We start from the raw sequence: 22,389 nt of genomic DNA on the forward strand, positions 1-22,389 counted from the left end.
CTTACTCTGTCGTCACGGCGGCGCGCAGCCGGCTCGGCGCCAGCGCGCCCGCCGATTCCAGGATCGGGTAGGCCACCGAGCACAGCAGCGAGTTGATGCGCTTGAGCTCGCTGATCAGGTCGATGTGCAGCGAGCTGGTCTCGATGCTCTGCACCGTGTTGTCCGACAGGCGCACCAGGTGGGTGGCCGAGTAGGCGCGCTCCAGGTCGCGAAAGCGCGCCTTTTCCTCGAGCAGCTTCTGCGCGTCGCGCACGTTGCCGTTGAGGAACACGCTCATCGCCAGGCGCAGGTTGTCCAGCAGGCGGGCGTGCAGCTCGTTGATCTCTTCCATGCCGGCCTCGGAGAAGTGGCGGCCCTTCTTGATCTTCTTGTCCTCGATGTCGATCAGCACGCGCTCGATGATGTCGCCGATCTGCTCCATGTTGATGGTGAAGCTGATGATGTCGGCCCAGCGCCGGCCTTCGCGCTCGTCCAGGGCCTCGCGCGAGATCTTGGTCAGGTAGTACTTGATGGCCGAGTACAGGCCGTCCACCTCGTCGTCGAGCTTGCGCAGATCCTGCGCCAGCTTGAGGTCGTCGGTGCGGATCACGGTGTGCAGGCCGATCATCATGGATTCGACCACGTCGGCCTGGTGCAGGGCCTCGCGTGCCGCGCAGGAGATGGCCAGCGACGGGGTCGCCAGGGCCGAGGGGTCCAGGTGCCGCGGGCGCGTGCCGGCCGACGAGGCCTGCGCATCGGGCTGCGGCAGCAGCCGCTGCACGGCACGCGCCACGGTGCCCGTGAGGCCGATGCAGATGATGCCCACCACCAGGTTGAAGGCCAGGTGGAACAGCACCACCAGCGTGGCCGTGTCGGGGACATGCGGGCGCACGTGCTGCAGCCACAGGCCGGTGAGCGGCGTCATGATGGCCACGCCGATGATCTTGAAGAACAGGTTGCCCAGGGGCACCTGGCGCGTCTGCACATTGGCCTTCATGGTGGTCAGCACGGCCAGCAGGCCGCTGCCCAGGTTGGCGCCGATCACCAGGCCCAGCGCCACGTCCACCGGGATGCCGCCCGAGCCGGCCAGGGTGGCGGTCAGCAGCACCGTGGCCAGGCTCGAATAGGCCACCACGGCCAGCACTGCGCCGGTGAAGATCTCCAGCAGCAGGTCGCTGGTGAGCGCGCCCAGCAAGGTGCGCACCGTGGGTGACTGCGTCAGCACGGTGGTGGATTCGGTGATCAGCCGCAGCGCCAGCAGCATCAGGCCCAGGCCGATCAGCACGCGGCCCACGCGGCCGGCGGCCGTGTCCTTGCGGGTGATGAACAGCACCACCCCGACGAAGATGAACAGTGGCGACAGCCACGAGAGGTCCATGGAGAACACCACGGCCATCACGCTGGTGCCCACATCGGCCCCGAGCATCACGGCCAGGGCCGCAGGCAGTGTCACCAGGCCCTGGCCGACGAAGGAGGACACGATGAGCGCGGTGGCCGTGCTCGACTGCACCAGCGCCGTGACCCCGATGCCCGACAGCACGGCGGTGATGCGGGTGCTGACGCTGTGCGCGATCAGCTGGCGCAAATTGGCGCCAAACACGCGCAGGATGCCGGTGCGCACCAGGTGCGTGCCCCAGATCAGCAGCGCGACGGCGGCCAGGAGATTTAGGAGATGCTTCATGAGTAAACGCTAACTTTTCTTATTTTTGACCTGCACTGTGAAGCACGTGCCATGCCCGCTGAGGCTGCCTTGGGGGCAGCCGGGGCCCGCCAGCGGTGGCGCCGCGGGGCAGGCTGGTGTTGCCCGGAACGGACGCGGGAAGGATTTGCGAAGCCCGCAAACCATGGGAGCGCCCGTTTTAGTCACAAAACTGTCACATTAAGGACGCTCTAGCATACTCCTGAATCTATAGCACAGGAACCATGTCCATGACACGGCAAGGTGTGTTGCGCCGGCCGGGCCGGCAAAAAGGCGGGCGGCACCCCGCACCGCCACCGCTTCAATCGATCAGTTGCCCACCGTCGTGGAAGGGGTGGGGCCCCTCGTACACCCCGCTGGCCACGGCATGGCTCACCAGGCGACCCCCCTCGGGAAGGGCATGCAGGCCGAAGCCGGGCGGCTCCAGCGTCCAGGCCGAGGCCGCATCGGGCGCCAGGTCCAGGCAGACCTGGTGGGCCGGGGAGGGGACGGTCATGGCGATCGAACCGCCAAAGCGCACCTGGATGCTGCGGTGCAGGTGGCCGCAGACGATGCGTTCCACGTTCGGGTGGCGTGCCACCAGCGCTTCGAGTTCCGCCGCGCCGCTGAGCAGACCGATGGCGTCCATGTGGCCGATCAGGGTCTGGAACGGTGGGTGGTGCATGGCGATCACCACGGGGCGGTGGCGGTGGGCGTCGAGCGCACCGGCCAGCCAGGCCAGGCGTTCGCGGCACAGGCTGCCCTCGCTGGCCCCAGGCACCACGGTGTCCAGCGCGATCAAGGTCAGGCCGCCCACGGGCACGCAGTACTGCACGAAGCCATCGGTACCCAGGTAGCCGTGCTCCGGAAAGCTCTGGCGCAGCTGGGCGCGTTCGTCGTGGTTGCCCGGCAGCAGGTAGGTGGGCAAGGGCCCGAGCGGCGCCAGCAGCGCGCGCAGGTGCGCGTACTCGGCCGCGCGGCCGAAGTCGGTCAGGTCGCCGGTGATCACCAGCGCGTCGGGCCGCTGCGGCAGGCGCAGCATGGTCTGCACTGCCTGCGCGAGGTAGGGCGCGGTGTTGATGCGGCCATAGGCCAGGCGGCCGGGTTCGCGGATATGCAGGTCGGACAGTTGCAGCAGCAGGGTGGTCATGGAAGTGCGTGGCAGTGGTCAGGAAGCCCCGTGGCTGGGCATGAGGTGCTCGGGCCGGATGCGGATGGCCACCTGCTGGCCCTGGCGGGCCGGGTGGTCGCGGGGCACGTCGGCCTGCAATGGGGCCTGGCCCGCCAGGGCCAGGGTGAGCTGCACACGCTCGCCCAGGAAGCTGCGGCGCGCCACGTCGGCGCGGGCCCAGCCATCGCCTTCTGCAGGGCCTGGCTGCACCTCGATGTCCTCGTGCCGCACCAGCAGCACGGTGTCGGCGGCGCAGGCCGTAGGGCAGGGCATATCGATCCCGCCCAGGGGCAGCACCTGGCGCTGGCGCGCCGCCTCGTCGCGCTGCAGCCGGTTCACCCTGCCCAGGAAGGCCGCCACGAAGGGGTGGGCCGGCGTGCGGTACAGCGTCTCGCCATCGCCGACCTGCACGATGCGGCCGGCCTGCATCACCGCCAGGCGGTCGGCAATGGCCAGCGCTTCCTGCTGGTCGTGCGTGACGTGGACGGCCGTGATGTGCAGGCGGCGCAGCAGCTCGGCCAGCTCGTCGCGCAGCGACTCCTTGAGCTTGGCGTCCAGCGCTGTCAGGGGCTCGTCGAGCAGCAGCACGCGCGGCCGCACGGCCACCGCGCGCGCCAGGGCCACGCGCTGGCGCTGGCCACCCGACAGCTCGGCGGGGCGCTTGCCCTCCAGCCCGTTCAGGCGCACCAGGTCCACCAGCTCGCCGACCACGCGGCGCTGCTCGGCGGCATCGGCACCGCGGATGCGCAGGCCGTAGCCGATGTTGGCGGCCACCGTCATCTGCGGGAACAGTGCGTAGTGCTGGAACACCATGCCGATGCCGCGCTGCTCGATGGGCAGCTGCGTCACGTCCGTGCCGCCAAAGGCGATGCGGCTGCCCGCGTCGGGCGACTCCAGCCCGGCGATCAGGCGCAGCAGGGTGGTCTTGCCGCAGCCCGAGGGGCCCAGCAGGGCCAGCACCTCGCCGGGCTCCACGGTCAGGTCCGTCGGCTGCAGTCCGCGCGTGCCGTCGGCATAGGTCTTGGCGCAGTGGACCACGTCCACGCGCGTGCGTTCAAGTTCCATGGTGTTTCTCGATGAGGCTGCCGAGGGCCTGCAGGCCCCACAGCACGGGCAGGATGACGATCAGGAAGACCAGCGTGTAGGCCGAGCCGATCTCGATGCGCATGGAGGCATAGCTGTCGGCCAGGCCCACGGGCAGGGTGCGCGTGAGCGGGGTGTGCAGCATCCAGGTGAGGTTGAATTCGCCCACCGAGAGCGTGAACACCATCAGGCTGCCCGCCACGATGGCCGGCAGCACGGCGGGCACCAGCACCCCGAGGGAGCGCTGCGTGAAGCTGGCGCCCAGCGAGCGCGCAGCTTCTTCGAGCGAGCGCAGTTCGTCCTTCTGGAAGGCCGCGCCCACGGTGCGCACCATGAAGGGCAGGGTGAACACCATGTGCCCGACGAGGATGAAGGCGAAGCTCTGGCGAAAGCCCGAGAGCGTGCCGTAGGCCAGGATCAGCGCCAGCGCGCTGGCCAGCCCCGGCACGGCCACGGGCAGGGTCAGCAGCTCCTCCAGCAGCCGTGCCCAGCGCGAGCGGCTGCGCGCCAGGGCATAGGCGCAGGGCACGCCGATCAGCAGGTTGCCCGCCACGCACAGCAGCGCCAGCAGCAGCGAGGCGCCCACGGTGCCGCCATAGTTCTCCCAGACCTCGCCGAGCCAGCGCAGCGTGAGGCCGCTTTGGAGGCCCGCGCTGTAGTTGTTCACCAGCCCGGCCAGGACCGACAGCGCAATCGGCGCCAGCATGAACAGGGCCACCAGCGCGGTGAGCGCCACCAGGGACCAGGGGGCTTGTCGTGCGTTTCTCATCATGGATGCTTCAGAAGGCCGAGGTGCCGGATGCGCGGCGCGCCGCCCAGAGCACCAGCCAGGTGATCAGCCCCAGCGTGATCGACAGGCTGGCCGCCAGCGCGAAGTTGGCGTAGTTGGTGAACTCGTTGTAGATGGTGATGGGCAGCACCTCGAACTTGCTGGCCAGGGTGAAGGCCGTGCCGAAGGCCCCCATGGCGGTGGCGAAGACGATGGCGCCGCAGCCCAGCGTGGTGGCGGCCAGCTCGGGCAGCCACACGTCGCGCGCCACGCGCCAGCGCGAGGCACCGAGCGAGCGCGCGGCCTCCTCCAGCGCGGCGTCCATGGCGCTTGCCGCCGCGGTGTAGGTGGCGATCGCGCGTGGCAGCGAGAAATACAGGTAGGCCAGTAACAGGCCCGTGAGCCCGTAGGCAAAGGTGGTGCGGCCCGCGCCCAGCGCGTCCGACAGGTCGGCCACCAGCCCCTGGCGTCCGCCCAGCAGGATCATGAAGAAGCCCACGATGACGCCCGGGAAGGACAGCGGCAGCGTGAGCAGCGACAGCAGCAGTTGCCGCCCGCGAAAGCGCTGGCGCGCCAGCGTGATGCCCACCAGCGCACCGAGCACCAGCGTGGCCAGCGTGACGGTGAGCGACAGGCCCAGCGTCTGCAGCAGGCTCTGCAGGTAGCGGGCGTTGGTGAGTACCGCGAAGTAGGTGGCCCAGCCCTTGCCGGCCGGCAAGGCCAGCAGCAGGGCCACGGGCAGCAGCCAGAAGGCCGCGAAGAAGGCCACGGCCGGCGCGGCGCAGGCGAGCAGCAGCGTGCGCGAGGGAGCGAAGCCGTGGCGCATGGCGCTTACTTCACTTCAGCGAGGTAGCGATCGGAGAAGGCCTTCTGCACGGCAGCCATGCGGCCATAGTCCACCGTCTTGGCACGCGCATAGTCGCTGGCGGGCAGGAAGCGCGCCTGCACTTCCTTGGGCATGGCGCTGGCGCGCACGGGGCGCAGGTAGGCATTGGCCCACAGGGCCTGGCCTTCGTCGGAGAGCACGAAGTCCAGCACCTTTTTGCCATCGGCGGCATGGGGGGCGCCGGCCACCAGGCCCATCACGTAGGGCACCACCAGCGTGCCTTCGGCGGGGATCACGAACTGCACGTTGGCCTTGTCCTTGTACTTGGCGCGGTAGGCGTTGAAGTCGTAGTCCAAAAGGATCGCGATCTCGCCCGAGAGCACGCGCGCATACGAGGTCTGCTTGGGCACGATGGGCTCGTTCTTCTGCAGGGCCTTGAAGTAGTCGATGCCAGGGGCGAAGTTCTCCAGCGTGCCGCCGCGCGCCTGGTTGGCGGCCACGGCGCCCACATAGCCCACGAAGGCCGAGGCCGGGTCCAGGTAGCCGATCAGGCCCTTGTAGTCGGGCTTGAGCAGGTCGGCCCACGATTGCGGCACGGGCTTGCCCTTGAGCGCATCCACGTTGACCATGAAGCCGAGGGTGCCCGAATGGATGCTGAACCAGTGGCCAGCCGGGTCCTTGAGGCCATCGGGGATGTCCTTCCATGCGGCCGGCTGGTAGGGCGCGATCAGGCCGTCCTTGTGCGCCTGGATCGCAAAGGTCACGCCCAGGTAGGTCACGTCGGCCACGGGGCTGGCCTTCTCGGCCGCGAGCTGCGCGAGCGACTGGCCCGAGTTCTTGTTGTCCGGTGGCACGGTGATGCCGGTCTTGGCCTTGATGGCCTTGATCTGGCTGCCCCAGTCGGCCCATTCGGGCGGGCAGTTGTAGCAGATGGCCGTCTGGGCCATGGCTGCGCCGCTGGCGGCCAGGCCCAGGGCGAGCGCGGCGGCGCGCATGAAATGGGTGAGCGGAAGGGTCATCGGGAACTCCTGTGGATAGAGGTGGCGGGGGAGGTGGACGAAAGACGGATCAGGCAGGGGCGCAGGACTCACCGGTGCGAAAGTGGTGTGCCAGGGTCAGCCCGGCGTCGGGTGCCAGCGGCGTGCCGCTGGCCATGGCCTGCACCAGTAGCTGCACGCTGCAGCGGCCGATATCGGCGTTGGGCTGGGCCACGGTGCTCAGCATGGGGGTCAGGTCTTCGCCCAGGGCGATGCCGTCGAAACCCGCCACGCTCAGGTCGCGCGGCACGGCCAGGCCGGCCAGGTGGGCGGCGCGGATGCTGCGGATGGCCAGCAGGTCGTTGGAGCAGACCAGGGCCGTGGGGCGACCAGGGCCTTGCAGCAGGGCCGTGACATCCTGCACCGCGGTTTCGATGAAGGGCACCTCGCGCACCAGCCCTGCGGGCAGGCCGGCGGCGGCCATGCCGAGGTGAAAGCCCCGGCTGCGCTGCTGCGCCCGGTCCGATGCGGCGAGCTGGCCGCTGACCATGGTGATGCGCCGGTGCCCGAGCGATGCCAGGTGCGCCACCAGTTCGGCCACGGCCTGCTCGCCATCCACCGAGACGCAAGGGTGGTCCGGGTGCCGGTTGTAGGCCAGCACGTAGGGCAGGCCGGCTTCGGCCAGGCGCTGCAGTGCGCTCGACGTGGCCGGGTTGGAGACCACGAGGACCATGCCGTCCACGTTGCCGGCCAGGAGCAGGTGCACGGCCCGGTCTTCCTGGGCGATCTGGTACTCGGTGGCAAACGGCAGGATGGCGTAACCGGCGGCGACGGCCGCTTGCGCCAGGCCCTGCAGGCATTCGGCGAACACCGGGTTGAGCAGGGTGGGCAGCACCACGCCGATCACGCGGCTGCGCTGGGTGCGCAAGGTGCGCGCGCTGGCGTTGGGCAGGTAGCCCAGGGCCTGGGCCACCTGCTGCACATGCTCGCGCGTGGCCGGCGTCACCTTGTCGGGCAGGTTGAAGACCCGCGACACGGTGGCGACCGACACCCCCGCCTGGCGGGCAACGTCCTGGATGCTCATGGAACCTCGTTGCAATGTAAACGTTTACATTGGAGCGAAGCCGTGTGACGCGCGTGTGACCGGGTGCCAGGGCCGGGCCATGCAAAACGGCCCTCGAGAGGGCCGTTCAGGAATGCGGGAGCAGGGGGGCGGCTACTTCGCTTTCTTCATCCGCAGCAGCTCGTCGAGCACCAGGCACACCGCGCCTACGGTGATGGCCGAGTCCGCCAGATTGAAGGCCGGGAAGTGCCAGCCGCGTGCGTAGAAGTCCAGGAAGTCGACCACGTAGCCGTGCATCAGCCGGTCCACCACGTTGCCCACGGCACCGCCCAGGATGCTGGACAACGCAAAGCAGAACAGCTTCTGTTCCGGATGCGCACGCAGCTGCCACACGATGAACAGGGTGGCGGCCACGCCGATGCCGGTGAAGGCCCAGCGCTGCCAGCCCCCGGCATCGGCCAGGAAGGAAAAGGCCGCGCCCGTGTTGTGCGCGCGCACGATATTGAAGAAGCTGGTGATGGGGGTCGCGTCGCCCAGGCGGTAGGCATCCAGGATCAGCGACTTGGTGATCTGGTCGGCGACCAGGATCACCAGCGCCCAGGCCAGCCAGGGCCACATGCGGCCCAGGGCCGAGGTGGGGGTGCTGCTTGCTGCTGCCATCACGCGTGCACCCGGCTTTCGCCGGCGCCATACAGGTTGCTCGTGCAGCGGCCGCAGATCGTCGGGTGGGCGGCATCCTGGCCCACGTCGGCGCGGTAGTGCCAGCAGCGGTCGCACTTGGCGTCGGCGCTGGGCTTGACGCTGATCTGCAGGGCATCGCCGGCCACCAGTTCGACGGCCGAGGTGATGAACACGAAGCGCAGGTCCTCGCCCAGGCTGGCCAGCAGGGAGTGGTCCTCGGGCGCTGCGGTGAGCACCACGCTGGCCTGCAGCGACGAGCCCACCTGGCCGTCGGCGCGCAGCACCTCGATCTGCTTGTTCACCCCATCGCGGATCTCGCGCAGGCGCGCCCACTTGGCCAGCAGGCCTTCGTCGGCACCAGCGATGGAGCCGTAGGTCTCCACGAAGATGGAGTCGGAGGCGCCGAACACTTTCCACGCCTCTTCGGCCGTGAACGACAGGAACGGCGCCATCCAGCGCAGCATGGCGTGCGTGATCTGGTAGAGCGCGGTCTGCGCGCTGCGGCGCGCCAGGCTCTTGGGCGCCGTGGTGTACAGGCGGTCCTTGAGCACATCCAGGTAGAAGCCGCCCAGGTCTTCCGAGCAGTACAGCTGCAGCTTGGCAACCACGGGGTGGAATTCGTAGACCTTGTAGTGCGCGAGCACCGTGGCCTGGAACTCGGCCGCGCGCGTCAGGGCATAGCGGTCGATCTCCAGCATCTGGTCGAACGGCACGGTATCGGTGGCCGGGTCGAAATCGCTCACGTTGGCCAAGAGGAAGCGCAGCGTGTTGCGGATGCGGCGGTAGGCGTCGACCACGCGCGCCAGAATCTTCTCATCGCCCGCGATGTCGCCCGAGTAGTCGCTCGCGGCGACCCACAGGCGGATGATCTCGGCGCCCAGCTTCTTGTTGATCTCCTGCGGATCGATGCCGTTGCCCAGCGACTTGCTCATCTTGCGGCCCTGGCTGTCCACGGTGAAACCGTGCGTCAGCAGGCCGCGGTAGGGCGCGCGGCCTTCGAGCGCGCTGGCCAGCAGCAGCGAGCTGTGGAACCAGCCGCGATGCTGGTCATGGCCTTCCAGGTACAGGTCGGCCTCGGGGCCGGTGTCGTGGTGCACGCCAGGGTGCGTGCCGCGCAGCACGTGGAAGAAGGTCGAACCTGAGTCGAACCACACCTCCAGGATGTCGGTGCTCTTGGTGTAGCAGGCTGCATCCTCGGCGCCCAGGATCTCCTCGGGCGTCACACGGCTCCAGGCCTCGATGCCGCCCTTCTCGACGATGTCGGCCGCCTGGTCCATGATTTCCATGGTGCGCGGGTGCAGCTCGCCCGAGTCCTTGTGCAGGAAGAACGGGATGGGCACGCCCCAGCTGCGCTGGCGCGAGATGCACCAGTCGGGCCGCCCGGCGATCATGTCGTGCAGGCGGGTCTTGCCGTTCTCGGGGTAGAAGCTGGTGTGCTCGATGGCGTCCAGCGCGATCTGGCGCAGCGTCTTGGCGGGCTTTTCACCGGCCTTGGTGAACACGCCTTCGCCTTCGTCCATGCGGATGAACCACTGCGCGGCCGCGCGGTAGATCACCGGCGTCTTGTGGCGCCAGCAGTGCGGGTAGCTGTGGGTGATGTCCTTGGTGGCCATCAGGCGGCCGGCGTCGCGCAGCGCCTCGATGACGACCGGCACGGCTTTCCAGATGTGCTGGCCGCCGAACAGCGGGAAGTCCGGCGCATAGGTGCCGTTGCCCTGCACGGGGTTCAGGATGTCGTCGAGCGCCAGCCCGTGGGACACGCAGGAGTTGAAATCCTCCAGCCCATAGGCGGGCGAGGAGTGCACGATACCGGTACCGTCATCGGCCGTGGCGTAGTCGGCCAGGTACACGGGCGAGAGGCGGCGGTAGCCGGCATCGACGTCGTACAGCGGGTGCTCGAACTCCAGGCCTCCGAGCTTTTCACCCAGGGCCGTGGCCAGCACCTGGCCGGTCAGGCCGTAGCGTGCCATGCAGTCTTCCACCAGCGACTCGGCCAGCACCAGCAGGCCGCGCTCGGTGTCCACCAGCGCATAGGTCAGCGCCGGGTTCAGGTTCAGCGCCTGGTTGGCGGGGATGGTCCAGGCGGTGGTGGTCCAGATCACCACGAAGGCATCCTTGGCCAGCGCCGGCAGGCCGAAGGCGGCCGCCAGCTTGGCGGGCTCGTGCGCCTTGAAGGCCACGTCCAGCGTGGTGCTCTTCTTGTCGGCGTATTCGATCTCGAACTCGGCCAGCGAGCTGCCGCAGTCGAAGCACCAGTACACGGGCTTGAGGCCGCGGTAGACGAAGCCGCGCTCCATCACGCGCTTGAAGGCCCGGATCTCGCCCGCTTCGTTGGCGAAGTTCATGGTCTTGTAGGGGTTGTCCCATTCGCCGAGCACGCCCAGGCGCTGGAAGTCGCCCATCTGCTGCGCGATCTGTTCCGTGGCGTAGGCGCGGCTCTTGGCCTGCATGTCGTCGCGACTCAGGTTGCGGCCGTGCTTCTTCTCGATGGCGTTCTCGATCGGCAGGCCATGGCAGTCCCAGCCGGGCACGTACAGCGCGTCGAAGCCCTCGAGCTGGCGCGCCTTGGTGATCATGTCCTTGAGGATCTTGTTGACCGCGTGGCCCATGTGGATCTGGCCGTTGGCATAGGGCGGGCCGTCGTGCAGGATGAACTTGGGCGCACCGCAGCGCGCGTCGCGCAGGCGCTTGTACAGGCCCTTGTCCTCCCACTCCTTGACCCAGCCCGGCTCGCGCTTGGGCAGGTCGCCGCGCATGGGGAAGGGGGTGTCGGGCAGGTTCAGGGTGCTGCGGTAATCCGGGGCGGTGGATTCGGTGGTACTGGCGTTGTCGGACATGGGGGAGCCTTAAAACGGGGCATTCCGGGGCAGGCCCGGAGCAAAAGCGGGAAGAAAGAAGGGGTGTGGGAAGGTATCCGGCCTGCAGGGCAGGCGCTGCGCAGGCAGCCCCCTCAAATTCGGTCGCGCGTGGTCTGGCGCCGGGTCTCGGTGTGGTTGGTGGGTGCGTGGGCCGACGCGAAATAGGCGCGCGCATCCGCACAGTCCTTGGCAATGCCCGTCGTCAGGGCATCCAGACCGTCGTACTTGAGCTCGTCGTGCAGTTTGTGCAGCAGTTCCACCCGCACGATTTTACCGTACGCCCCTTCGGCCCCCAGATCGGCGGGCCATTGCAGGCAATGCGTCTCCAGCAGCACGCGCCCGCCGTTCACGTCGTCGGGGTCCAGCGAGGGGCGCACGCCCAGGTTGGCCACGCCCGGCAGCGGGGTCTCGCCCAGGCCGTGCACGAGCACGGCGAAGATGCCGCTGGCGGCGGGTTTCCAGTGGGCAAAGCGCAGGTTCAGCGTGCGAAAACCGTCGCCCGCACCCTCGGCCGTGGCACCCAGTTCGCGCCCGAGCTTGCGGCCATGCACCACGTGGCCCGAGATGGAGTACGGCCGGCCCAGCAACCGGGCGGCGGCCTCCATGTCGCCCTGGCCCAGCGCCTGGCGCACGGCCGAACTCGACACGCGCAGCCCGTGCACCTCGTAGCTGTTCATGCGTGCCACGTCGAAGCCCCGGGTCTGGCCCGTGGCGTCCAGCAGCGCGTAGTCGCCCGCGCGCTGGGCGCCGAAGCGGAAGTCGTCGCCCACCAGCACATAGCGCGCGCCCAGACCCCGGACCAGCACCTCGTCGATGAAGGCCTGGGGCGACTGGGCGGCCAGCCGCGCGTCGAAGGGCAGCACCACCGTCTGCTGCACGCCACAGCGTGCCAGCTCGGTGAGCTTGTCGCGCAGGGTGCCCACGCGCGCGGGTGCCAGCTCGGGCTTGTGCAGGGCCCCGGCAAAGTAGTCGCGCGGGTGGGGCTCGAAGGTCAGCACGCAGCTCTCCACCCCGCGATGGGCGGCCTCGCTGTTGAGCAGGGCCAGCATGGCCTGGTGGCCGCGGTGCACGCCATCGAAGTTGCCGATGGTCAGCGCGCAGGCGGGGGCGATGCCGGGGTGGTGGAATCCGCGGAAGATCTTCATTGATTTGTTATCTTTTTGATAGCAGCTTGGGCCGATGGGTAAAGCACCAGACGCCAATCTGTCACGAAAACAGAGTATATTGTGTACCACGGACTTCACAGCGCAGTGGGGTCCGCGAGACATCCGCGTTCCGATTCCTTGTGTTCATTCTTGTTCCAGGAGGCGTGTTTTGAAGGTCTTGAAGCTGTCAGCCCAGGGGCTGCCCCAGTCGTGGATATCGCTGGAGCAGGCCGTCACCCATTACGCAGCCGGCGAAGTGCGCTGGGAGTCCGGCGGCGAGGTCGCGCTTTTTCGCGGCGGCTACAACGCCGTCACGGGCGAGCAGTCGGTGATCGCCGTCAACAGCATCATCGGCACCAAGGGCGTACCCAGCATCAACCCCTTCGACCTCAAGCCGGGCCTGACCAACAGCAAGCTCTTCATCCGCGACCGCAACGTGTGCGCCTACTGCGGCGGGCATTTCCACGAAGACAACCTCACGCGCGAACACATCGTGCCCTTCGCGCGCAACGGACAGGACCACTGGATGAATGTGGTCACGGCCTGCCGCCCCTGCAACCACCGCAAGGGGCCGCGCACCCCGGAGCAGGCGCACATGCCGCTGCTCTACGCGCCCTACGTGCCCAGCCTGTGGGAAGACTTCATCCTGCGCAACAGAAGAATTCTTGCAGACCAGATGGAATTCCTGATGGCACACGTCCCCAAGTCCTCTCGTCTGTTGGCTTAGTTGGCGGAGCGGCCAGTACGACCCCGCTGGCGTCGTTGCCGTCTTGCCGTACTTTCAGTACTGTCTGCGACGGAGCGCCTAGCCATCGAGGCCGTCTTGGCCACTCTTGGGGTAAATGCAAACCCCAGGTGCTTTTCTTAGTAGGTGAACTCCAGGAACACCAAGTGACCGCTGGCTGCGGGCCAGGTCTGTCCCACCACCCGCTCGCCATTGAACTGCGCGGCCACGCTGCGCTGGGCCGCCCCTTCGGGCTTGATCTTGGCCGAGGCCGCGCCGGCGCCGGCCGGCACGCCCACGGGGGGCACACCGTCGAACAGCATCTGGTCGCGCTCCGGGTCCAGGTAGCCGCGGGGGCGCGTCATGCTGACCACGCTGGCGGCGGTCTTGTCGGCATCGGCGATGCGTTCGGCGCGCAGGTGCACGATGGTGCTGCTGCGCGGAAAGCCGCTGCGGTAGATGTGGGTGGTGGCGTAGCCGGGTGCGGTGATGGCGAACTCGAGCGGTGCGCCGGTGGGTACCACCAGGGGGCCCCACTGGCCATCGGCCGCCACGGTGGTGCGCAGCAGGGCGTTGCCGCTGCGGGCACCCGTGGCCGGGTCGGTGGCATAGACCTCCAGCTGGGCGCCGGGCAGGGGCAGGTTGTTGCTGAAATTGCCGGTCTTGGCATCGAGCGGGTCCACGCCCAGGCCGGTGACCTTGCCCGACAGGGCCACACGCGCCTCATTGGCAATGGCGGCTGCCGCAGGTGCCTTGCCGGTAATGAACTGGTAGGCGGCTGCAAACGCGGCCTGCGAGTACGAGGTCTCGCGGTGGTCGATGCGCGGGAGCACCACGTTGGTCGCGCCCTTGAGCTCGGGGCCGGCCGCCGTGACATTCGTGGCCGTGCCCTTCTGGCCGATCCACAGGCCGTCGGGCTGGGCGAACTTGTCGTTGCCGTCCGAGCGCACGGTCAACCAGCGCACGGGGCCAGTGACCTCATCGCCTGCGGCGTTCTTGGGCGCGTTCAGGCCCTTGAGGAAGGGGCCGGTGCCCGCGAACTCGTTGCCTTCGCGAAAGCCCGGGATCGCCCAGACGCCATGGTTGGGCGTGCCGCCCAGAATGGCATGGCTCACGGTCTGGTCGCCGCCGCCGTTCTGGATGTAGTTGCGGATCGCATTGCCGCCACGCGAGTTGCCGATCAGCACCACCTTGCTGGCGCCCGTGGCCTGGCGCACCTTGTCCACCTCGGCCTTGAGGTAGGCCATGTGCTCGGCCGCCGAGGTGCGGCCGGGCTGGGCTTTGCCGTCGTCGTCACGGTTGAGCGGGTAGGGCACGTCGATGGCGTGCAGGCGCTCGCGCGGCCAGCCGTTGGACTCGAAGCGCCACGCCGTGGTCTGCCACAACGCCGCCGTGTCGCCGTTGCCATGCACGAAAACGATGGGCGGCAAGGCCTCTTGTGACGAGCCGGAGGTGGCGCAGCCCGTGAGGGCCAGCGCGGCAGTGGCTGCGGCGATCAGTGCGGAGCGGCGTTGCAGGGAAATCATCGTCGTCATCGTCATCGTGTTCTTCTCCAGAAATGAAAAATGCCCGTGGACCGGGTGATCCACGAGCATGTCATGCGGGTGTTACGTGCCTGCGTCAGGCAAACACGCCAGCCGTGTCCTGCATGCGGGCCGACACCTCGCCCAGGTGGTGCAGCGTGTCGCCAAAGGCCATTTCCAGCTGCGTGAGTTTCTTGAAGTAGTGGCTGCCGATGTACTCGTCGGTCACGCCGATGCCGCCGTGCAGCTGCACAGATTGCTGGCCCACGAAGCGCATGGACTGGCCCAACTGCACCTTGGCGCGGGCCATGGCGGCGCGGCGCTCGGCGGCGGGGGCACCCAGCTTGAGGCTGGCGTAGTAGCTCATCGAGCGGGCCAGCTCGAGCTGCATCTTCATGTCGGCCACGCGGTGGCGCAGGGCCTGGAAGCTAGAGATCAGCACGCCGAACTGCTTGCGCTGGTTCATGTACTCGACCGTGGCGGCCACGGTCTTGTCCATCACGCCCACGGCTTCGGCGCAGGTGGCGGCAATGCCGGTGTCCACGGCCAGTTCCAGCGCGGCCAGGCCGTCGGTGGTGACCAGGGTGGCGGGGGCATTGGCCAGTTGCACTTCGGCGGCGCGGCTGCCGTCCTGCGTGACGTAGCCCTTCGTGGCCACGCCGCTGGCCGAGCGCTCCACCAGGAACAGCGCGATCTTGCCGTCCAGCTGGGCCGGTACGAGGAAGGCGTCGGCCTGGTCGCCCGCGGCGACGATGCTCTTGGTACCGGTCACGCTGTGGCCACCGGCGGCTGCCGTGGCCTTGGCATCGCACACATCCAGGCGGTAGCGCGCCTTGCGCTCCTGCTGGGCCAGCACCACCAGGGCTTCGCCGCTGGCCACGCGGGGCAGCCAGGCGCCCTGCACCTCGGCCGGTGCGTACTGCGAGAGCACGGCACTGGCAATGAAAGCCTGCGCCAGGGGCTCGAGCACCATGCCGCGTCCCAGTTCCTCGGCCACCACCATCGCATCGATGGCGGTCTGGCCCAGGCCGCCGTTGTCCTCAGGCACGGTCAGTGCCGTCAAGCCGAGCTCGGCCAGTTCATTCCAGGCGTCGCGCGAGAAGCCACCGGCCTCCACCGCCGCACGGCGGCGCTCGAAGCTGTAGCCCTTGTCCACCCACTTGCGCACGGCGTCGCGCAGCTGTTCCTGGTCGTCGGAAAAATCGAAATCCATGCTCTTGTCTCCTTAGCCCAGAACCGTCTGCGCAACGATGTTGCGCTGCACTTCGTTCGAGCCGCCGTAAATGGTGGTCTTGCGCAGGTTGAAGTAGGTTGATGCCAGGGGCGCATTGGCCACCTCGCCGCCAGGGAAATCGCCTTGCCAGCCGGCTTCCATGGCTTCCTCGATGAAGGGCAGTGCGAAGGGGCCGGCCGCCAGCATCATCAGTTCGGCATAGCGCTGCTGGATCTCGCTGCCGCGGATCTTGAGCAGGCCGGCGATGTCGAGCGAGTTCTTGCCCGACTTCTCGGCCGACAGCACGCGCAGCACCAGCATTTCGAGGGCCACGATGTCCACTTCGAGCAGGGCCACCTGGTCGCGAAAGCGCGTGTCATCCCACAGGCCTTCGGCCTTGGCGATGCGCTTGAGGCGCTCCAGTTCGCGCTTGCTGCGGTTCACGTCGGCGATGTTGGTGCGCTCGTGGCTCAAGAGGTGCTTGGCGTAGGTCCAGCCCTTGTTTTCTTCGCCGATCAGGTTCTCGGCCGGCACTTCGACGTTGTCGAAGAACACCTCGTTGACCTCGCACTCGCCGTCCAGCAGCTTGATCGGGCGCACGGTCACGCCGGGCGACTTCATGTCCAGCAGCAGGAAGGAGATGCCCGTCTGCGGCTTGCCCTCGGTGCTGGTGCGCACCAGGTTGAACATCCAGTCGCCGTACTGGCCCAGCGTGGTCCAGGTCTTCTGGCCGTTGACGATGTACTTGTCGCCCACGCGCTCGGCGCGGGTCTTGACCGAGGCCAGGTCCGAGCCCGAGCCCGGTTCGCTGTAGCCCTGGCTCCACCAGACTTCGCCGCTGGCGATACCGGGCAGAAAGCGCTTTTGCTGCTCGGCATTGCCGAAGGCCATGATCACCGGGGCCACCATCACGGGGCCGAAGGGGATGATGCGCGGTGCGCCGGCGAGGGCGCACTCTTCTTCGAACAGGTGCTTTTGCACGGCGGTCCAGCCGGGGCCGCCGAATTCCTTGGGCCAGCCAAAGCCGAGCCAGCCCTTCTTGCCCAGTATCTTGGCCCAGCCCTGCAGGTCGTCTCGGGTCAGGCGCAAGGCGTTGTGCACCTTGTGGGAAATGGCGGGGGGCAGATTGCTGCGGACCCATGCGCGAACTTCGTCGCGGAAGGCCTGTTCTTCGGGGGTGAATGCGAGATCCATGCGGCTTGTCTCCTGAGAAGTCCTGTTTGTAGCACGGTCGTTCGTTTTATTCCTGTCCGGGTGGCGACATCGCCTGCGCCGCCGGGGCGATGCCCAGCTCGGCGCACAGCCGCTCGACCGTGGCGCGCAGGCCCGCTACCTCGGTCTCCAGCGCCTGGACACGGGCCTGCAGCGCGGTCGTTGCGCCGCCGCCTGGGGTGGGCGCGCCGGCACTGCTGCTGGTGTCCACCGCCCCGCACAGCAGGTGCGCCCAGCGCTGCTCGCGCGCCCCGGGGGCCCGCGGCAGCAGCACCACCAGCGGGCCGCCCTTTTCGGCGCTGCGCTCCTGCAGTTCGTCCAGGAAGGCCTCGACCGATGAAATGTCGGCAAACCGGTACCAGCGCTCGGCGTTGATGCGCAGCTCGCCCGCCGTCTGGGGCCCGCGCAGCATGAGCAGGCCCAGCAGCACGGCCGATTGTTCGGGCACGCCTACGCCGCGCTGGAAATTGTGCTCCCAGCGCGTGGTGCGGTTGCCGCTGGTCTCGAACGCCAGGGTGAGCTGGCGCAGGGAGTCGAGCGCCTCCTGCGCCTCGGCGTCGCTCAGGTTCATCACCGGCTCGCGGCTGGTCTTCTGGTTGCAGCCCGTGAGCAGGCCGTTGAGCGACATCGGGTAGCTGTCGGGCACGGTGCGGGCCTTTTCCATCAGCGTGGCCAGCACGCGGGCCTCGTTCGCGGTCAGGGGGCGGTTTGCGGGTTCGAAGGGCATGGCAGGGATAATCCGGGGTTGAGCGTCGTCGTGCAATTTATGAAGAACATCGTGATTTTGATCTCCGGCAGCGGTTCCAACATGGCTGCCATCGTGCGTACCGCGCAACAGGAAGACTGGGCCCGGCGCCACGGCGCCCGCGTGGCCGCCGTGCTGAGCAACAAGGCCGATGCCGGGGGGCTGGCGTTTGCACGCGGCGAAGGCATTGCCACCGAGGCGCTCGACCACAAGGCCTTCGAGAGCCGGGAGGCGTTCGATGCCGCGCTGGCGCAGGCCATCGACCAGTACCAACCCGCCCTGGTGGTGCTGGCCGGCTTCATGCGCATTCTCACCCCGGGCTTTGTGGCGCGCTATGCCGGCCGGCTGATCAACATCCACCCCTCGCTGCTGCCGGCGTTCACAGGGCTGAACACCCACCAGCGGGCCATCGACGCCGGCTGCAAGGTCGCCGGGGTCACCGTGCACCAGGTCACCGATGAGCTGGACGTGGGCCCCATCCTGGACCAGGCGGTGGTTCCCGTGCTGCCGTATGACACGGCCGAGGTGCTGGCGGCCCGGGTGCAGGCGCAGGAGCATGTGATCTACCCGCGTGCCGTGCGGGCGTTCGTGGCAGCCCTGGCCTGATCGCGTTTCAGAGGGTGCGCACCACCTGGGCCTCGCTGCTTTCCAGCAGGTCCTGGGCCAAAGCCGTCTGGTGCGAGTCGCTCGGGTGCGCCACCACCACCCATTGGCGCTTGCGCAGGGCGGACCGCACCCGGACGATGACCCAGATGCGGTCGGGCCGCAGCGCGGCCAGTGCGCCCAGCATGAGACCGAAGGTGCTGCCGAAACCCACGATGGCCATGAAGGCCAGCAGGGGGTTGCTGAGCACCGCGGGTTCGTTGGTGGCCACCAGGTAGGCAAATGCCAGCAGGCCCAGCACCGCACCGGTGAGCCCGGCGATGGCGTGCGCCCGGACCAGGGTGGTGAACAGGCCACGGGGCTGTGGCTCCAGGGCTTCGCTGAGCAGGTCCTGGGCGCGCAGGTCGGCATGCTCGGGGCCCAGCAGCCGGATTTGCTCCCGCTGCATGCCGGGCAGCCGCAGCAGCCGACGAACGGCGATGTCCGCCTCCGTTTCGCGGGCAAACAGCCCGACGACCTTGGTCAGCGATTTTTCGCCGAACATTCCTTGCAGAAGATAGTCCATGGTGTGCTCCGGGTCGTGTGCACACGGCGATGCGGCGCATGCAATGCCCCTGTCCGGGGCTGGCGGTAGGGTCCCGCGGTCAGCCGTTGGCGGCATGGGGCAAGTGGGTCATGGCTTTGAAGATAGCCCTGAGCGGGTGCCCGGGCTGTAGGACTGTGCGGCGTGGCGGCGCAAGTGCAGGCCCTGCAAGCCGCCCCCCGTGCCTGCCGTCAGGCCAGTGCGCTCAGCGTGCTGCCCGAGGGCGACCAGGCGCCAGCGGCGGCCTCGTACTGGCTGCGCGCCAGCTGGGCCAGCTTCACCAGGTCCGTCTTCTGCCCGCCCTCCGGCGACTGGCTGCTGGCGCTGGCGTTGCTGAACTGGCGGGTCAGCTGGTCGACGAAGGCCTGGGCCTCCTCGCTGCCGATGCTGTTGTCGCCATCGGTGTCGATGGCCTTGAACAGCGCCGCGACCGCATCCGTCTGGGCCGCACCCGCCGCCTGCTCGGCGGCAGAGACCACGCCATCCTCGTTGGTATCGAGCGGGTCGTAGGTCGTGCTGCTGCTGGCGGAGGCCCCGGCAGACCCCCCAGGGCCGCCCGGTGGCGGCGGCATGCCGCCCACAGCGCCCGCGCCAGGCCCGCCCGGAGGCCGCCCCGCGTCGAATTCGGCCTCCGAGAGGCTGCCGTCGCCATCCGCATCGAGCTGGCTGAACAGCTCGTCGCTGCTGACGCCGGTCTTGCTGGCCGTGCCGCCGGACATCTTCTCGAGCAAGGCCTGCAGCTCGGTCTGACTCACGCCGCCGTCGCCATCGGTGTCCACCTTGCCGAACAGGTCGTCCCCCGCCTGGCCCGTGGCCCCCGTTCCGCCGGTGTCGCTGCGCGACTGGGCAAAGGCCATGGTCGAGGGGGGCGGGGGCATGGCGCTCTGCAGCGTCTTGCCCAGTTCGTCGGCGTTGAGGCTGCCGTCGCCGTCGCTGTCGTACTGCTTGACCAGGTCGGCAGCACTGGCCTGGCTGCTGACACCGGTCTTCTTGGCGACATCGTCCAGCAGTCCCTGCAGTTCGGTGTCGCTCACGCCGCCGCTGCCGTCTGCGTCTATCTTGGCCAGCAGCCGCTCCGGCGAGGGCGCAGGGCGTTGCGCCCGCTGCACACTTGCACTGGACCAGGCACTGCTGACGCTGCTTGTGATGCTCGTCATCGTCGTTCCTTCCAAGGGTTGCGGGCCGCGGCCCGTGCTCCCCGGGGTGGCGAACAACGCCGGCCATGGCCCAGGTCCATTCTTCAAAGGCCAGGTCAAGGCGGTTTGTACGGTTTGTGTCCATGGGGACACAATGGAGGGCATGATCGGCCGAACTGGCAGGCCAATGCCTGCCAGTTCGGCGGTTTGGCCCCGGTGGTCGGTGCAGGTCGCCGGTTCAGGGGTGGGCCGGGGGCCGGGAAAGGTCCTCGTCGGCGCATTTTTCGAAGCGCGGGCGCATGCGGCCATCGATCAGCACCTCTTCGGAGAACATGGCCGCCGGGCGCACCCACAGGCCGCGCTGGCCGTACAGCGCGCGGTACAGCGTCATGGGCTCCAGGGTCTCGCTGTGGCGCACGGTGTCGATCACCTCGTAGAGCATGCCCTTGTAGTGGCGGTACAGACCGGGCGGGGTGGGGGTGAATTGGGGCAGGTCGTCGTCGGTCATTTAGGATGGCAGGTGGTCAAAAAACAAGGTTGAGGGGGAAATCCAGTGGATCAGGCAGATTTTGTGCACCTGGTGCGCATGAGCGAGCATGACAGCGCAGACAACAGCCGCCGGTACCGGCTCGGCGTGGCTGCGTTCGCCGCGCTGGGCTATGCCTGGGTGCTCGGTTGCCTGGCCGTGGGCGCCGGTCTGATCGCCTGGGTCCTGCCGCAGCTGCTCAATGGCCGGTTCCGGCTGGTGCTGGTGTTCGTTCTGCTGGGTGCGGCCAGCCTGCTGTGGGTGAGTATCCGCGCCCTCTGGGTGCGCGTGGACGAGCCCAAGGGCATGGAGATCACGGCGCTGGAGGCACCCGAGCTGTTCGAGGCCCTGGAGCGCATGCGCCGCAAGATCAAGGGCCCGCCCATCCACCATGTGTACCTGAACGACGAATTCAACGCCAGCATCCAGCAGTTGCCGCGCTATGGGCTGCTGGGTGGCGCCGTGAACTACCTGACCATCGGCCTGCCGCTGCTGCTGGCGCTGGACCGGCCGCGCTTTCTGGCCGTGCTGGCGCACGAGTACGGTCACCTGCGCGGCGACCATGGCCGGTTTGCGGCCTGGATCTACCGCACCCGGCTGTCCTGGATGCGCCTGAACAGCAGCCTGGAGGACGACGAAGGCGCCGTGGCCGTGGCCACCCAGGCCTTCATGCGCTGGTATTTTCCCCGCTTCGTGGCCAAGACCTTCGCACTGGCGCGCCAGGACGAATACGAGGCCGACCGCATCGCCGGCAAGCTGCTGGGGCGCGACGTTGCCGCCGCCGCGCTGATCGAGATCGAGGTGCGCGGCGAGTGGCTGCACGACAATTTCTGGGGCGGTCACTGGAGCGAGGCTGCTGGCAATCCCTTGCCCGTGGGGCCCTACCGGGCCATGCGCAAGCGCCTGTCCGAAGTGCCGGAGGCCGCGTTTGCCAACGATGCGCTGCGCCAGGCGCTCAAGCGCATCAGCAATGTGGACGACACGCACCCGGGCCTGCGCGATCGCCTGGAAGCGCTGGACGCCGTGCCCACCCTGCCGGCCGAGTGGTCGCGCGGAGGGGCCCTGGCCCTGCTGGGCTCCGAGGCCAAGCGCTGGGTGGCGCATTTCGACAAGCAATGGTGCCGCGACAACGCGGGCGAGTGGAAGCGCCACCACGGCTGGCTGGGCAGGGTGCGCGACCGTGCCCAGGTCCTGCAGGCCGGCATGCCCCAGGCCAGTGCCGCGGAACTGGTGGAGCTGGCGCGCCTGCAACGCCACCTGGACCCGCGGGCCGATGTGCGCGGCGTTTACGAGACCGCGCTGGCGCGCAGCACCGACTACCCAGGTGCGCTGCGCGGGCTGGTGCAGTGCCTGGCGCCCGAGGACCGCGAGGGCAAGATGGCCCTGCTGCACCGCCTGTGGGAGGCCGGCAGCGGCGACCGCTACTGGACCGCGCGCACCGCGCTGGCCGAGCTGGAAACCCCGCGCCTGGGCCACGACCACGATGCCGCCGCCTTCAAGCAGTGGCGCAAACGGCTCGAGCGCGCCCAGGAGTCCGAGGAGCGTGCCTGGGAGGAACTCTCGGGCGCCTCTTTCTTCAGCCAGACCACGCGCCACGACCTGAGCCCCTTCGAGCTCGAGGAATTGCAGGCCGAGCTGGTGCGCTATTCCGATGTGGAGCGTTGCTGGCTGGTGCGCAAGAACCTGCGAGAACACCCCCAGCGCCGCGCCTACCTGGTCTTCGTGGACCTGCCCGACCTGGACGATGGCAGCCGCTACCAGCTGTGCCGCGCCATGGAGCGCCAGCTCAGCCTGCCCGGCCCGGCCCTGGTGCTGTGGGCCGGCGAATCGCCCACGCTGAAAGAGATCCAGCGTTCTGCTTTCGATCCGGTATTCACCCGTTGAAAGGGCCGGC

General features: G+C 68.5%; 20 protein-coding genes. 3 read left to right on the top strand and 17 right to left on the bottom strand.

Annotation, left to right across the window (positions count from 1 at the left end; translation table 11 throughout):
- Position 1: 1 nt before the first annotated feature.
- The 10 genes from AC07PF_RS19620 to AC07PF_RS19665 all read right to left on the bottom strand — a co-directional run bounded on the left by AC07PF_RS19620 (position 2) and on the right by AC07PF_RS19665 (position 12,230).
- Positions 2-1,660 (bottom strand): Na/Pi cotransporter family protein, encoded by a 1,659-nt coding sequence (locus AC07PF_RS19620; protein WP_007852862.1) that lies wholly within the window; start codon positions 1,658-1,660, stop codon positions 2-4.
- 319 nt (positions 1,661-1,979) lie between these two features.
- Positions 1,980-2,807, bottom strand: coding sequence for a phosphodiesterase (locus tag AC07PF_RS19625; protein WP_494612945.1), 828 nt, complete (start codon positions 2,805-2,807; stop codon positions 1,980-1,982).
- Between the two features lie 18 nt (positions 2,808-2,825).
- The gene (locus AC07PF_RS19630) at positions 2,826-3,893 is read right to left on the bottom strand and encodes an ABC transporter ATP-binding protein (RefSeq protein ID WP_494612946.1); all 1,068 of its coding nucleotides are present in this window, start codon (positions 3,891-3,893) and stop codon (positions 2,826-2,828) included.
- The gene (locus AC07PF_RS19635) at positions 3,883-4,683 is read right to left on the bottom strand and encodes an ABC transporter permease (protein WP_494612947.1); all 801 of its coding nucleotides are present in this window, start codon (positions 4,681-4,683) and stop codon (positions 3,883-3,885) included. Before AC07PF_RS19635 ends, AC07PF_RS19630 begins: the two co-directional genes overlap by 11 nt.
- A gap of 7 nt (positions 4,684-4,690) precedes the next feature.
- Positions 4,691-5,506 carry an ABC transporter permease gene (locus AC07PF_RS19640; RefSeq protein WP_494612948.1) on the bottom strand — a complete coding sequence of 272 codons (816 nt, stop codon included), beginning with the start codon at positions 5,504-5,506 and terminating at the stop codon, positions 4,691-4,693.
- A 5-nt stretch (positions 5,507-5,511) separates the two neighbouring features.
- Positions 5,512-6,525 (bottom strand): ABC transporter substrate-binding protein, encoded by a 1,014-nt coding sequence (locus tag AC07PF_RS19645; protein WP_494612949.1) that lies wholly within the window; start codon positions 6,523-6,525, stop codon positions 5,512-5,514.
- A 49-nt stretch (positions 6,526-6,574) separates the two neighbouring features.
- Positions 6,575-7,567: a LacI family DNA-binding transcriptional regulator gene (locus AC07PF_RS19650; protein ID WP_494612950.1), complete on the bottom strand. Its 993-nt coding sequence runs from the start codon at positions 7,565-7,567 to the stop codon at positions 6,575-6,577.
- Between the two features lie 132 nt (positions 7,568-7,699).
- Entirely contained in the window at positions 7,700-8,206 is a 507-nt protein-coding gene (gene lspA, locus AC07PF_RS19655) for a signal peptidase II (protein ID WP_007852878.1), read from the bottom strand.
- Positions 8,206-11,064, bottom strand: a complete 2,859-nt coding sequence (ileS, locus tag AC07PF_RS19660) for an isoleucine--tRNA ligase (protein ID WP_494604413.1) — start codon at positions 11,062-11,064, stop codon at positions 8,206-8,208. Before ileS ends, lspA begins: the two co-directional genes overlap by 1 nt.
- A gap of 113 nt (positions 11,065-11,177) precedes the next feature.
- The gene (locus AC07PF_RS19665; protein WP_494604415.1) at positions 11,178-12,230 is read right to left on the bottom strand and encodes a bifunctional riboflavin kinase/FAD synthetase; all 1,053 of its coding nucleotides are present in this window, start codon (positions 12,228-12,230) and stop codon (positions 11,178-11,180) included.
- 169 nt (positions 12,231-12,399) lie between these two features.
- On the opposite strand from AC07PF_RS19665, the gene AC07PF_RS19670 reads away from it, so the two are divergent.
- On the top strand, positions 12,400-12,957 hold the full coding sequence (locus AC07PF_RS19670) for an HNH endonuclease (protein ID WP_007852885.1): 558 nt from the start codon (positions 12,400-12,402) through the stop codon (positions 12,955-12,957).
- Positions 12,958-13,094: 137 nt separating this feature from the next.
- Here the strand turns inward: AC07PF_RS19670 and AC07PF_RS19675 are convergent, their stop codons facing one another.
- The 4 genes from AC07PF_RS19675 to AC07PF_RS19690 form a co-directional block, all read right to left on the bottom strand.
- Complete coding sequence (locus tag AC07PF_RS19675) at positions 13,095-14,495, bottom strand: alpha/beta fold hydrolase (RefSeq protein ID WP_494612951.1); 1,401 nt, start codon at positions 14,493-14,495, stop codon at positions 13,095-13,097.
- A 79-nt stretch (positions 14,496-14,574) separates the two neighbouring features.
- The gene (locus AC07PF_RS19680) at positions 14,575-15,690 is read right to left on the bottom strand and encodes an acyl-CoA dehydrogenase family protein (protein WP_007852896.1); all 1,116 of its coding nucleotides are present in this window, start codon (positions 15,688-15,690) and stop codon (positions 14,575-14,577) included.
- Between the two features lie 12 nt (positions 15,691-15,702).
- Positions 15,703-16,884 (bottom strand): acyl-CoA dehydrogenase family protein, encoded by a 1,182-nt coding sequence (locus AC07PF_RS19685; RefSeq protein WP_007852898.1) that lies wholly within the window; start codon positions 16,882-16,884, stop codon positions 15,703-15,705.
- Positions 16,885-16,930: 46 nt separating this feature from the next.
- Complete coding sequence (locus tag AC07PF_RS19690) at positions 16,931-17,629, bottom strand: YceH family protein (protein ID WP_007852900.1); 699 nt, start codon at positions 17,627-17,629, stop codon at positions 16,931-16,933.
- A 39-nt stretch (positions 17,630-17,668) separates the two neighbouring features.
- Here AC07PF_RS19690 and purN point away from each other — a divergent pair, with 39 nt between their 5' ends.
- Positions 17,669-18,253: a phosphoribosylglycinamide formyltransferase gene (gene purN, locus AC07PF_RS19695; RefSeq protein WP_494613008.1), complete on the top strand. Its 585-nt coding sequence runs from the start codon at positions 17,669-17,671 to the stop codon at positions 18,251-18,253.
- A 7-nt stretch (positions 18,254-18,260) separates the two neighbouring features.
- Here purN and AC07PF_RS19700 read toward each other — a convergent pair whose 3' ends face one another.
- The 3 genes from AC07PF_RS19700 to AC07PF_RS19710 all read right to left on the bottom strand — a co-directional run bounded on the left by AC07PF_RS19700 (position 18,261) and on the right by AC07PF_RS19710 (position 20,477).
- Positions 18,261-18,815: a hypothetical protein gene (locus tag AC07PF_RS19700; RefSeq protein WP_494612952.1), complete on the bottom strand. Its 555-nt coding sequence runs from the start codon at positions 18,813-18,815 to the stop codon at positions 18,261-18,263.
- A 209-nt stretch (positions 18,816-19,024) separates the two neighbouring features.
- A complete protein-coding gene (gene xopAW, locus AC07PF_RS19705) occupies positions 19,025-19,990 on the bottom strand; it encodes a XopAW family type III secretion system calcium-binding effector (RefSeq protein WP_494612953.1) in 966 nt (321 codons plus the stop codon).
- A 217-nt stretch (positions 19,991-20,207) separates the two neighbouring features.
- Entirely contained in the window at positions 20,208-20,477 is a 270-nt protein-coding gene (locus AC07PF_RS19710; protein ID WP_494612954.1) for a DUF1653 domain-containing protein, read from the bottom strand.
- A gap of 45 nt (positions 20,478-20,522) precedes the next feature.
- Here AC07PF_RS19710 and AC07PF_RS19715 point away from each other — a divergent pair, with 45 nt between their 5' ends.
- On the top strand, positions 20,523-22,379 hold the full coding sequence (locus AC07PF_RS19715; RefSeq protein ID WP_494604425.1) for a M48 family metallopeptidase: 1,857 nt from the start codon (positions 20,523-20,525) through the stop codon (positions 22,377-22,379).
- Positions 22,380-22,389: the final 10 nt, after the last annotated feature.

It is taken from the genome of Acidovorax sp. GW821-FHT10A04, assembly GCF_059415825.1.

Bases quoted from the DNA above. Each gene is read 5' to 3' on its own strand.
- AC07PF_RS19620 (WP_007852862.1), bottom strand. From the start codon at position 1,660: ATGAAGCATCTCCTAAATCTCCTGGCCGCCGTCGCGCTGCTGATCTGG.
- AC07PF_RS19625 (WP_494612945.1), bottom strand. From the start codon at position 2,807: ATGACCACCCTGCTGCTGCAACTGTCCGACCTGCATATCCGCGAACCC.
- AC07PF_RS19630 (WP_494612946.1), bottom strand. From the start codon at position 3,893: ATGGAACTTGAACGCACGCGCGTGGACGTGGTCCACTGCGCCAAGACC.
- AC07PF_RS19635 (WP_494612947.1), bottom strand. From the start codon at position 4,683: ATGATGAGAAACGCACGACAAGCCCCCTGGTCCCTGGTGGCGCTCACC.
- AC07PF_RS19640 (WP_494612948.1), bottom strand. From the start codon at position 5,506: ATGCGCCACGGCTTCGCTCCCTCGCGCACGCTGCTGCTCGCCTGCGCC.
- AC07PF_RS19645 (WP_494612949.1), bottom strand. From the start codon at position 6,525: ATGACCCTTCCGCTCACCCATTTCATGCGCGCCGCCGCGCTCGCCCTG.
- AC07PF_RS19650 (WP_494612950.1), bottom strand. From the start codon at position 7,567: ATGAGCATCCAGGACGTTGCCCGCCAGGCGGGGGTGTCGGTCGCCACC.
- lspA (WP_007852878.1), bottom strand. From the start codon at position 8,206: ATGGCAGCAGCAAGCAGCACCCCCACCTCGGCCCTGGGCCGCATGTGG.
- ileS (WP_494604413.1), bottom strand. From the start codon at position 11,064: ATGTCCGACAACGCCAGTACCACCGAATCCACCGCCCCGGATTACCGC.
- AC07PF_RS19665 (WP_494604415.1), bottom strand. From the start codon at position 12,230: ATGAAGATCTTCCGCGGATTCCACCACCCCGGCATCGCCCCCGCCTGC.
- AC07PF_RS19675 (WP_494612951.1), bottom strand. From the start codon at position 14,495: ATGACGATGACGACGATGATTTCCCTGCAACGCCGCTCCGCACTGATC.
- AC07PF_RS19680 (WP_007852896.1), bottom strand. From the start codon at position 15,690: ATGGATTTCGATTTTTCCGACGACCAGGAACAGCTGCGCGACGCCGTG.
- AC07PF_RS19685 (WP_007852898.1), bottom strand. From the start codon at position 16,884: ATGGATCTCGCATTCACCCCCGAAGAACAGGCCTTCCGCGACGAAGTT.
- AC07PF_RS19690 (WP_007852900.1), bottom strand. From the start codon at position 17,629: ATGCCCTTCGAACCCGCAAACCGCCCCCTGACCGCGAACGAGGCCCGC.
- purN (WP_494613008.1), top strand. From the start codon at position 17,669: ATGAAGAACATCGTGATTTTGATCTCCGGCAGCGGTTCCAACATGGCT.
- AC07PF_RS19700 (WP_494612952.1), bottom strand. From the start codon at position 18,815: ATGGACTATCTTCTGCAAGGAATGTTCGGCGAAAAATCGCTGACCAAG.
- xopAW (WP_494612953.1), bottom strand. From the start codon at position 19,990: ATGACGAGCATCACAAGCAGCGTCAGCAGTGCCTGGTCCAGTGCAAGT.
- AC07PF_RS19710 (WP_494612954.1), bottom strand. From the start codon at position 20,477: ATGACCGACGACGACCTGCCCCAATTCACCCCCACCCCGCCCGGTCTG.